The sequence below is a fragment of the Planktothrix tepida PCC 9214 genome, assembly GCF_900009145.1.
Classification (GTDB): Bacteria; Cyanobacteriota; Cyanobacteriia; order Cyanobacteriales; family Microcoleaceae; genus Planktothrix; species Planktothrix tepida.
This window is the reverse complement of record NZ_LN889874.1, coordinates 1-230: the sequence shown is the minus strand read 5'-3', so window position 1 is coordinate 230 and position 230 is coordinate 1. Positions and strand designations below refer to the sequence as shown.

Sequence of the window (230 nt, the reverse complement as noted above, 5' to 3'; positions counted from 1 at the left end):
CTAGCAAGCCGAAGAATCTCATCCCAAGACTCAGAAATCAATTTCACATTAATCTTCCCGCCTAACAGAGGTGATAAAACCTCATCAGAAGAAGTAGACTCAAAAGTGTAAAGTTTCTTATCAGGTAAATCGCGCATTCGTGGAGCAAATTTAAACCCCAACAGATGGCACATAGCAAACACCTGCTCAGTATAGCCGCTTGTATCTGTATAATGCTCCTGAATCTGCAA

The 230-nt window shown here is 41.3% G+C and carries 1 protein-coding gene; it reads right to left on the bottom strand.

The features are described from left to right. On the bottom strand, positions 1 to 230 hold a 230-nt coding region (locus PL9214_RS29555; protein ID WP_139295222.1), incomplete at both ends, for a Tn3 family transposase.